Below are 10,790 nucleotides of genomic sequence, written 5' to 3' on the forward strand. Positions count from 1 at the left end.
CCGCACCTCAGAGGTGCGGCGGCCCATGTTTCACGTGAAACACCTCGGCAGGCAGATATACCGTCTACCGGTCACGCCCGGTGACTATCCGTACTGACCACCGAAAATACTGCCGTTTCCGTTGCCGTTGCCTCGGGTGTTGCCATTGCCGGTTGTCTCCGTGATCGTCGGACTCGGAGACGAACCACCGCCCGGGCCCCCGTTGCCGGTCCCGCCGGCGTCGCCGCCGCCGTTGTTGCTGCCACCCGTGCCACAGGTCCAGAAGTCACAGGTCTCGGTGGCACTGGGGCTCGGGGAGCTCATGGTCGGGCTCGGCGTCAGGCTCGGCGTCGGGCTCGACTCCTCACTATGAGTGGCCGACGGAGTCAGCGACGGGGTCGGCTCCGCATTGATCACCTCACCGATGGGTTCGGGGGTCGGGAACTTCTCCGGCTGCGAGCCCTGCAGCGCCTCAGCCATGTAGTCGTGCCAGATCTCGGCCGGGAACGAGGCACCGTGGATTTTTTTCTGGCCACCCGTTCCGTACATCTCCTCGAACGTCCGCTTCTTGTTGCTCGCGTCGTCGTCGAGGCGGAACATGCTGATCGCGGTGGACAGCTGGGGGGTGTAGCCGACGAACCAGGCCGACTTGTTGCCGTCGGTCGTACCGGTCTTTCCGGCCACATCACGGCCCGGCAGTTGGGCGGCGGTACCAGTGCCCTTGTCGACCACCGTCTTCAGCACGTCGGTGACGTTGTCCGCCACCTTCGCGGTGAATGCCTGCTTGGCTTCCGTCTTGTGCTGGTAGACCAGCCCGTCCTTGCTTTCGACCTTCGTGACCGAGTACGGCGAGTTCTGGCTACCGCTCGCGGCGAAGGTGGCGTAGGAGCTGGCCATGCGGATCGCGCTCGGGTCAGAGGTACCGATGGAGAACGACGGGTAGTCCGAGCTGGCGAGGCTGCTCTCCAGTATGCCCGCGTCCAACGCCGCCTGCTTGACCTTGTCGAGGCCCACGTCCATGCCGAGCTGAACATAGGCGGAGTTGACCGAGTCCTTCATCGCCTCACGAAGGTCGATCTTGTAGTCCGGCGCAGTACCGACGGAGTCGTTGCCGTCGTTCGTCTGCAGCCACTCCTTGTCGTCCTTGTCCGTCCAGACCGACCCGTCGTAGTTCTTGATCTTCAGTTTGTTCTTGCCGCTGTACAGGCTCTTGGGAGAGACGATCGTGCGCTCGTCCCGTGCTTGTGTCCCCTGGCCGTCGGGGTTCCGTACTCCCCAGTCCATCGCAGCGGCCAGCACGAACGGCTTGAACGTCGAACCCACCTGGGCACCGGTCGAGTCCGCGTTGTTGGTGAAGTGCTTGGTCGCGTCCTCACCGCCGTAGATGGCCTTGATGGCTCCTGACTTCGGGTCCACCGAGGCACCGCCGAACTGGACATGCGTGTCGGTCTTCGGGCGCTCATCGGGCTTGATGTTCGCCTTCTGGACCTTCGTGACCGCGGCCTCCAGCTCGTTGACCTTCTTCTTGTCGAAGGTGGTGTGAATCTGGAAGCCGCCCCTCTGCAGATCGTCGGAGGTGATGCCGGTCTCTTCGCTGTTGTTGGCCAGGTAGGACTTGGCCAGGTCGACCAGATAGCCGATCTGGCCGCTGAGCCGGCTGTTCGACCTCGGGTTCTGCCACTTCGGGAGAGTGGTGTACTTGGCCCGCTCCGCTGCGCTCAGATGGCCGTACTGGACCATCTTGTCGAGGGTGTCCTGCATCTGCGTCAGGGCGCGTTTCTGGTTGGCCTCGGGGGTGGCGGACGCGTCGAGCGAGGTCGAACCCGCCGGGTCGTAGTAGGTGGCGCCCTTCAGCATCGCCGACAGGAAGGCGCACTCGCCCGGGTTCAGATCCGCGGCGTCCTTGTTGAAGTACGCGCGTGAGGCCGCCTGGAGCCCGTAAGCACCCCGGCCGAAGTACGCCGAGTTCAGGTAGCCCGCCATGATCTTGTCCTTGGGGACCTGGGCGCCCACCTTGATCGCGACGAAGATCTCCTTGAACTTGCGGGAGACGGTCTGCGACTGGTCGTCCAGCATGGCGTTCTTGACGTACTGCTGGGTGATGGTCGAACCACCCTGCGTCTGACCACCCCGGGCCATGTTCAGGAATGCGCGCGCGATACCCGCCGGGTCGATGCCCTTGTCGGTCTCGAAGGTCTTGTTCTCCTGGGAGATGACGGCGTACCGCATCGCCTTGGGGATGTCGGCGAAGTTGATGATCTGGCGGTTGATCTCACCACCGGTGGCGACCATCACCGAGCCGTCGGACCAGTAAAAGACGTTGTTCTGCGCCTCCGCCGTCTTCGCGACGTTGGGCACGCTCACCATGGCGTACCCGATGCCCGCTACGGCCACCAGGCTCCCGAAGAAGCCGATGAACATGCCCGTCACGAGCTTCCAGGACGGCATCCAGCGGCGCCAGCCGTATTTGCCCGCGCGGGGGTAGTCGATGATCCGTTTCTTGCCGGGCGGGGCCGTGCGGCCCCGGCCGCGTCCGGGCCCGGTGGAGCCGCCGGGGCCGCGTCGGCCGGCCGGATCGGCTCTGCGGCGCCCGCCGCTGCTTCTCTGTGCCGCGCGGCGAGCCTCGGCACGGCCGCCGTATGGCCGCTCCTCGCCCCCTGAACCGTAGGACGTCGACCCGTGGGAGCTCGACGTATGTGAACCGGAATCCGGTTCAGGAGAGTCGGCAGGTGATCCGGTGGCGCCTCGCGGTGCCGCGCGGCGGCCGGGTGCCGAGCCGGACTGGCCGCGTCGGGCCGCGGCACGTCCGCCTCCCTGCGGCTGCGGCGGTTTGCGACGGTGCTCGCTCATCGAACGATTACTCCTCGGGCAGGCGCACCCTTGCGCGCCTGGAAACGGCGGCTGGTTTCCGGTCCCCCCGAAGTACGGATGCGGTCGTTCCTGCATTCACCCGTACTGCACCGAGGACGAGGACGCCCCCAGTCGTCACTTGGTTCCCGGCGGCGTGCATGCCGCACAGACTACGCACCGCCAAAACCCACCTAGCGTCGAAGTTCACCCCAAATCAGGCAAGTTGCTTCCTACGAATCGGTGATGTGATTCCGTTCACCGTTCTCCCTCTTGTCGCACGAGGAGCACCGTTCTATCGTCGTGATGTATCGAGTCGATACATCAGAGCGAGACAAGCGGGTAAGGCGGACGAGAGGAGGGATGATGAGCCGGCGCTCCGGCATCCTTGAGTTCGCCGTGCTCGGCCTGCTTCGCGAGTCTCCCATGCACGGCTATGAGCTGCGCAAACGACTCAATACATCACTGGGCGTGTTCCGAGCCTTCAGCTACGGGACGCTCTACCCCTGCCTGAAGACGCTGGTCGCCAACGGCTGGTTGATCGAGGAGCCGGGCAACACCCACGAGGACGCGCTGGCAGCGCCCCTCACGGGCCGGCGGGCCAAGATCGTCTACCGGCTGACGGTGGAAGGCAAAGAACACTTCGAAGAACTGCTCTCGCAGACGGGTCCGGACGCATACGAGGACGAGCACTTCGCGGCTCGCTTCGCCTTCTTCGGGCAGACGTCACGGGACGTACGCATGCGCGTACTGGAGGGGCGCCGCAGCCGGCTGGAGGAGCGTCTGGAGAAGATGCGCGTCTCGCTGGCCCGTACCCGGGAGCGCCTCGACGACTACACGCTTGAGCTCCAGCGCCACGGGATGGAGTCCGTGGAGCGCGAAGTGCGCTGGCTGAACGAGCTCATCGAGAGCGAGCGGGCCGGACGGGACCTGAAGGGTTTCGCCTCCGGGGGAACCGCTCAGCGCAACACCACAACTGGAGCGACGGGCGGCCTGCCCCGTCCCGGGGACACACCCGGGACGGATACGCCCGACGACACCGCCACGTGAAGCCCGCTCAGGGCCTCACTCGTACACACAGGGAGCAACCGGAATGGGTTCGGTTCGCGTAGCCATCGTCGGCGTGGGCAACTGTGCCGCGTCGCTGGTGCAGGGAGTCGAGTACTACAAGGACGCCGACCCGGCGTCCAAGGTCCCCGGGCTGATGCATGTGCAGTTCGGCGACTATCACGTGCGTGACATCGAGTTCGTCGCCGCTTTCGATGTCGACGCCAAGAAGGTCGGCCTCGACCTCTCGGACGCCATCGGTGCCTCCGAGAACAACACCATCAAGATCTGCGACGTACCCACCACCGGTGTCACCGTCCAGCGCGGCCACACCCTCGACGGTCTCGGCAAGTACTACCGCGCCACCATCGAGGAGTCCGACGCCGAGCCGGTCGACGTCGTCAAGGTCCTCAAGGACAAGCAGGTCGACGTGCTCGTCTGCTACCTGCCCGTCGGCTCCGAGAGCGCGGCGAAGTTCTACGCCCAGTGCGCCATCGACGCCAAGGTCGCCTTCGTCAACGCCCTCCCGGTCTTCATCGCCGGCACCAAGGAGTGGGCGGACAAGTTCACCGAGGCGGGCGTCCCGATCGTCGGCGACGACATCAAGTCGCAGGTCGGCGCCACCATCACGCACCGGGTCATGGCGAAGCTGTTCGAGGACCGGGGTGTCGTCCTGGACCGCACGATGCAGCTGAACGTCGGCGGCAACATGGACTTCAAGAACATGCTGGAGCGCGACCGCCTGGAGTCCAAGAAGATCTCCAAGACGCAGGCCGTCACTTCACAGATCCCCGACCGGGACCTGGGCGAGAAGAACGTACACATCGGCCCCTCCGATTACGTCGCCTGGCTCGACGACCGCAAGTGGGCCTACGTCCGTCTGGAGGGCCGCGCCTTCGGTGACGTTCCGCTGAACCTTGAGTACAAGCTGGAGGTCTGGGACTCCCCGAACTCTGCGGGTGTCATCATCGACGCCCTGCGCGCCGCGAAGATCGCCAAGGACCGGGGGATCGGCGGCCCGATCCTGTCGGCGTCCTCCTACTTCATGAAGTCCCCGCCGGTCCAGTACTTCGACGACGAGGCCCGCGAGAACGTGGAGAAGTTCATCCGCGGAGACGTCAAGCGCTAGACCACGCCGAAATCGCTCCTGCCAGGGCTGTGAGGGTCCCCGGGTCCATGACCCGGGGACCTTCCTCATGTGTGAGGCTGTGCCCCATGCCCGTCGTCCGTGATCTGCGCGTCCTGCTGCGCCTGCGGAACTTCCGTCGTCTGCTCTCCGTACGCCTGCTCTCCCAGGGCGCCGACGGCGTCTATCAGATCGGGCTCGCCACGTATGTCGTCTTCTCCCCCGAGAAGCAGACCTCGGCCGGTGCGATCGCCTCCGCGATGGCGGTGCTCCTGCTCCCTTATTCCCTGGTCGGCCCGTTCGCGGGTGTCCTGCTGGACCGCTGGCCGCGGCGCCAGGTCTTCGTGTACGGCAATCTGCTGCGCGCCGTCCTCGCGGCTGCCACCGCGGTCCTGATGATCACCCGTGTCCCGGACTGGCTGTTCTACGCCTCCGCGCTGTGCGTCACTGCGGTCAACCGCTTCGTCCTCGCCGGCCTGTCCGCCTCCCTGCCGCGTGTGGTCGACGCCGAGCGACTGGTGCTGGCCAACTCGCTCTCCCCGACCGCCGGGACACTCGCCGCCACCTTGGGAGGCGGTCTTGCCTTCGCGGTACGGCTGATGGTGTCCGACTCCGATGCCGCGGTGGTGCTGCTGGGCGCCGTCCTCTATCTGTGCTCTGCTCTCGTATCGCTCACCATGACACGGGAGTTGCTGGGCCCGGACCGGGGATCGCTGCAACCGCGCCTCGGGGTCGCTCTCGTCTCCACCGCGCGGGATCTGCTGGCCGCCGTGCGCCATCTCGCCGAGCCCCGCCGCCGGGAGGCCGTGTGGGCGCTGTCCGCGATGACGCTGATGCGCTTCTGCTACGGTGCACTGCTCGTCCTGGTGTTGATGCTCTGCCGGTACTCCCTCGCGGCCACCCCCGACGACGGCCTGCGGCTGCTGGGCCTCGCACTGGGGGTGTCCGGCGCGGGCTTCTTCACGGCCGCGGTGGTGACTCCCGGGGTGGCCGGACGGATCGGATCGGGCCGCTGGATCGCGGTGTGCGCCGCAGCCGCGGCCGTCCTTGAGGCCGCGCTCGGTCTGCCGTTCGCCACGGCGCCGATGCTAGTGGCGGCCTTCGCCCTGGGACTGACCACCCAGGGCGCGAAGATCGCCACGGACACGATCGTCCAGTCGTCCGTGGACGACGGCTTCCGAGGCCGGATCTTCTCCGTGTACGACGTCTTGTTCAACGTGTCTTTCGTGGGCGCTGCGGGAGTGGCCGCCCTGATGCTTCCCCCCGACGGCCGGTCGACGGCCCTCGTACTGATGGTCGCCGTGGTCTACGCGGCGGTCGCGGTGACCATGGACCGCTTCGAGCGCCGGAGAGAGACACACCGTTGGCACCAGGCCCCTCCGGACGAGAGCTCGCTCGCTTGAGCCTCAGGAAGTGAAGCTCGGCGTCGCCGGTCCGAAGTGATGCAGCGAGCCGCGATGTTTCACGTGAAACATCGCGGCTCGCTGCATCAGGAACGGGGTGATGTTTCACGTGAAACATCACCCCGTTCCGCAGGCTCAGTCCTGCCCGGCCCACCACTCCTTGAGCGCCGCCACGGCCGCGTCGTGCTCCATCGGGCCGTTCTCCAGCCGAAGCTCCAGCAGATATCTGTAGGCATTGCCGATCACCGGGCCGGGTCCGACTCCGAGGATCTCCATGATCTGGTTGCCGTCGAGGTCCGGCCGGATCGCGTCGAGCTGTTCCTGCTCCTGAAGCTGAGCGATGCGCTCCTCCAGTCCGTCGTACGCCCGAGACAGCGCGACTGCCTTCCGCTTGTTCCGGGTGGTGCAGTCGGAGCGCGTCAGCTTGTGGAGACGATCGAGAAGGGGGCCGGCGTCGCGGACGTAGCGGCGCACCGCCGAGTCCGTCCACTCCCCGGTGCCGTAGCCGTGGAAGCGGAGATGGAGTTCGACCAGCCGGGAGACGTCCTTCACCAGGTCGTTGGAGTACTTCAGTGCCGTCATCCGCTTCTTCGTCATCTTCGCCCCGACCATCTCGTGGTGGTGGAACGAGACCCGACCGTCCTTCTCGAACCGGCGGGTGCGCGGCTTGCCGATGTCATGGAGCAGGGCGGCCAGCCGGAGCGTCAGGTCGGGCCCTTCGTCCTCCAGGGCGACCGCCTGCTCCAGGACGATCAGCGTGTGGTCGTAGACGTCCTTGTGCCGGTGGTGCTCATCGCGCTCCAGACGCAGGGCCGGCAGCTCGGGCAGGACATGGTCCGCGAGACGCGTGTCGACGAGCAGGGCCAGACCCTTGCGTGGGTGAGCGGAGAGGATCAGTTTGTTCAGCTCGTCCCGGACACGCTCGGCCGAGACGATCTCGATACGGTCGGCCATCTCCTTCATCGCCCGGACGACCTCGGGGGCGACCTCGAAGTCGAGCTGGGCGGCGAAACGGGCGGCCCGCATCATCCGCAGCGGATCGTCGGAGAAGGAGTCCTCGGGGGTGCCTGGTGTACGCAGCACACGCTCCGCAAGATCCTCAAGACCGCCGTGCGGGTCGATGAACGCCTTCTCCGGCAGGGCCACGGCCATCGCGTTGACCGTGAAGTCACGCCGGACCAGATCGTCCTCGATGGAGTCGCCGTACGACACCTCGGGCTTACGGGACGTCCGGTCGTACGCCTCCGACCGGTAGGTGGTCACCTCGATCTGGTAGCCGTCCTTCTGGGCACCGACCGTGCCGAAGGCGATCCCGACCTCCCACACGGCGTCCGCCCACGGCCGCACGATCTTGAGGACGTCCTCGGGGCGGGCGTCGGTAGTGAAGTCCAGATCGTTGCCGAGCCGACCGAGCAGCGCGTCCCGTACCGAACCGCCGACCAGGGCGAGCGAGAACCCGGCCGCCTGGAAACGGCGGGCAAGATCATCGGCGACGGGGGCCACCCGCAGTAGCTCGCTCACCGCGCGCTGCTGCACCTGGCTCAAGGGAGTGGGAGAGTCTTCGTTGGCGTTCGGCACAACAGAAGAGGGTACGTGTCCCTGACCACCGGAAGCGCCTCCATTGAGCCCCGGTGAACATCTCCGTCCGTACCTGTGCAAGGGCAGCCATCACCCCGTAATCGCACTTTCCTCTTGTTACAGAGTATGCGGGACGGACCGACCCGGTTCCCCGATCTTGTGAGGTGGACCGCGGCACTTCCCCTCAGCGCGCATCGTTACCATGCGTGGACGCACATTGCGACGACCACTGACGACGACGAGGGACGGGCGAGCGCGTGGCCGAGGCGGCAGACTTCCAGGGGACGACTCCCTCACCTGCCCGCCGGTGGCTGCGGCGCACCGGGGCGCTGCTCACCGGTGTGCCCCTGCTGGCGGGTGTGCTCCAGCTGCCCGCGGCGGTGCCCGCACAGGCCGCCTCCTCCGTGGGCACCGTGTCGGTCGCCGTGGACTCGCTCACCCCCAGCGCGCCCGCCGAAGGGGACACGCTGACCGTGTCGGGCACGGTGACCAACCAAGGCAAGCAGGCGGTCACCGACGCCCATGTGGGACTGCGCGTGGGCCCGTCGCTGACCACCCGCTCCGCCATCGACAGCGTTGCTGAGCGATCCGCTGACCCCCAGGGGATCTACGGCTCCGAAGTCGGCGACAAGTACATCGAGAACTTCGCCAAGCTCACTCCAGGGGTCGCCGAGCCCTTCACCCTCTCCGTGCCCGTCGACCAGCTCGACCTCGGTCAGGACGGCGTCTACGAGTTCGACGTCTCCCTCTCCGGCCAGACCTCCGCTCAGCCCTGGGAGCAGGTCCTGGGCATCCGACGGACGTTCCTGCCCTGGCAGCCGGCGGAGGCCGGCACCCGGACGAAGACGACGTTCCTGTGGCCGCTGATCTCCACCGTCCACATGACAGCGAAGACCGGTCCCGGTGAGCACCAGACTCCGGTCTTCCTCAACGACGATCTCGCCCAGGAGATCTCCCCCGGCGGCCGCCTGAATCAGCTGGTGGCGCTCGGCAAAGGACTGGACGTCACCTGGGTGATCGATCCGGACCTGCTGGCCTCGGTGGACGCGATGACGCGCAACTACCAGATCCAGGGCGACGGCGGCACCACCACGGCCGGCACTCACCAGGCGGTGGCCAAGCAGTTCCTCTCCGACCTGCAGAAGGCGGTGGCCGACAAACAGGTCGTCGCCCTGCCCTTCGGTGACCCGGACCTGGCCTCCCTCGCCCACAACGGCACGAGCGTCACGGGCTCGCTCAGCCATCTCAAGGACGCCACGGACGTCGCGGCCACCACGGTCCAGACAGTGCTCCACGTCACACCGAGTACCGACTTCGCATGGCCGGTGGACGGTGCCGTGGACCCGTCGATCATCAAGGTGGCCACGTCCGCGGGCGCGGACAAGGTGATCGCCCGCAGCGACAGCCTCCAGGAGACCGGCGGCCTGCCCTACACACCCTCCGCCGCCCGCCCGATCGGCGGCGGCACCACGGCGGTCGTCGCCGACGCGCGGCTGTCGACGGCGTTCAAGGGCGATCTGACGAAGGCGGGCCCGGCCACGCTCGCCGTGCAGAAGTTCCTGGCGCAGAGCCTCGCGCTCAACACCCAGACGACGAAGCAGCGCAGCATCGTCGTCGCCCCGCAGCGCATGCCGACCGCGAGCCAGGCCCAGGCAATGGCCCAGGCGGTCATCGCATTGGAGGGCTCGAACTGGTCCCAGTCGCAGGAGCTCACCGCCGCGGCCAAGGCCAAGCCCGACCCGGGCGCCACCACGAAGATCCCCTCCACGTCCGCCTACCCCTCCTCGCTGCGCAAGAAGGAACTGCCGCGGACGGCCTTCGAGCAGATCGCACGCACGCAGGACAAGCTCGACAACTTCCAGGTGATCCTCACCGACAGGTCCCGCGTGGTGACCCCCTTCGGGCGGGCCATAAACCGGGAGATGTCCACGTCCTGGCGCGGCAAGATCCGTGCGGCAGACAGCTTCCGGCAGGGCGTGGAAGCCTGGCTCGACGAACTCATCGACCAGGTCAAACTGATCGACAAGTCGGAGACGAAGCTCTCCGGCCGCAGCGCCACCATCCCGGTCACCGTCCAGAACAACCTGGTGCAGGGCGTCGACCGCCTGGTCCTGCGGCTCACCTCGACCATGCCGACCCGCCTCAGCGTCGGCGGCAAGGCATACACGGAACAGCCCGTCGACGTCTCCGGCGGCCACAGCCAGTCCGTGAAATTCACCACCTCGGCCAATGCCAACGGCCGGGTCACCGTCATCGCCCAGCTCTACACGGAGGACGGCCAGGAGTACGGCGCTCCGGTCAGCTTCGACGTGAAGGTCACCGAGGTCACCCCCACCGTCATGCTGGTCATCGGCGGCGGCGTGCTGCTTCTCGTCCTCGCCGGTTTCCGGATGTACACGCAGCGCAAGCGCAAGGCGGCCCGGCAGGCCGAAGAGAGCGGATCCGACACCCCGGGGGAGAACCCGGAGGGGCCGGAGAACCCCGAGGGCCCCGGGGACCGTCTCCAGGAGAAGTCCGACGCCGGTTCCGGGGCCGGGGACCCGGAGCAGCCGAGTGACCCGACGCCGGACACCGCATCGGAAAGCGTCGACCCGTCCGCAGCGGGTGAGAGAGTGGACCGTTGAGCGATGTCGTGGCCGGTGGGCCCGGGGACGATGAGGTGGGGTAACCATGAACGCGCCGTACGACGGTGACCGTGGCCAGGGCTCGGGCGGCGGGGGGGGGGGCCCCCCGCCCCCCCCCCCGCCCCCCCCCGGGGGGGCCCCCCCCCCCGGGGGCCCGCCCCCCGGGGGGGCCGGCCCCCCAGCCCC

6 protein-coding genes are annotated in these 10,790 nt (G+C 67.3%); 4 read left to right on the top strand and 2 right to left on the bottom strand.

The window, feature by feature from the left end; translation table 11 throughout:
* Positions 1 to 84: 84 nt before the first annotated feature.
* Complete coding sequence (locus ACFY2B_RS21425; RefSeq protein ID WP_390764671.1) at positions 85 to 2,829, bottom strand: transglycosylase domain-containing protein; 2,745 nt, start codon at positions 2,827 to 2,829, stop codon at positions 85 to 87.
* A gap of 363 nt (positions 2,830 to 3,192) precedes the next feature.
* On the opposite strand from ACFY2B_RS21425, the gene ACFY2B_RS21430 reads away from it, so the two are divergent.
* The 3 genes from ACFY2B_RS21430 (at position 3,193) to ACFY2B_RS21440 (ending at position 6,402) form a co-directional block, all read left to right on the top strand.
* Positions 3,193 to 3,876 (top strand): PadR family transcriptional regulator, encoded by a 684-nt coding sequence (locus tag ACFY2B_RS21430; RefSeq protein WP_390764672.1) that lies wholly within the window; start codon positions 3,193 to 3,195, stop codon positions 3,874 to 3,876.
* 43 nt (positions 3,877 to 3,919) lie between these two features.
* Positions 3,920 to 5,002, top strand: a complete 1,083-nt coding sequence (locus tag ACFY2B_RS21435) for an inositol-3-phosphate synthase (protein WP_390764673.1) — start codon at positions 3,920 to 3,922, stop codon at positions 5,000 to 5,002.
* An 86-nt stretch (positions 5,003 to 5,088) separates the two neighbouring features.
* Positions 5,089 to 6,402, top strand: coding sequence for an MFS transporter (locus tag ACFY2B_RS21440; protein ID WP_390764674.1), 1,314 nt, complete (start codon positions 5,089 to 5,091; stop codon positions 6,400 to 6,402).
* Between the two features lie 135 nt (positions 6,403 to 6,537).
* Here the strand turns inward: ACFY2B_RS21440 and ACFY2B_RS21445 are convergent, their stop codons facing one another.
* A complete protein-coding gene (locus tag ACFY2B_RS21445; protein WP_390764675.1) occupies positions 6,538 to 7,980 on the bottom strand; it encodes a CCA tRNA nucleotidyltransferase in 1,443 nt (480 codons plus the stop codon).
* 257 nt (positions 7,981 to 8,237) lie between these two features.
* On the opposite strand from ACFY2B_RS21445, the gene ACFY2B_RS21450 reads away from it, so the two are divergent.
* Positions 8,238 to 10,604 (top strand): DUF6049 family protein, encoded by a 2,367-nt coding sequence (locus ACFY2B_RS21450; RefSeq protein ID WP_390764676.1) that lies wholly within the window; start codon positions 8,238 to 8,240, stop codon positions 10,602 to 10,604.
* Positions 10,605 to 10,790 lie beyond the last annotated feature (186 nt).

Source organism: Streptomyces sp. NPDC001270 (assembly GCF_042896695.1).
Classification (GTDB): Bacteria; Actinomycetota; Actinomycetes; order Streptomycetales; family Streptomycetaceae; genus Streptomyces.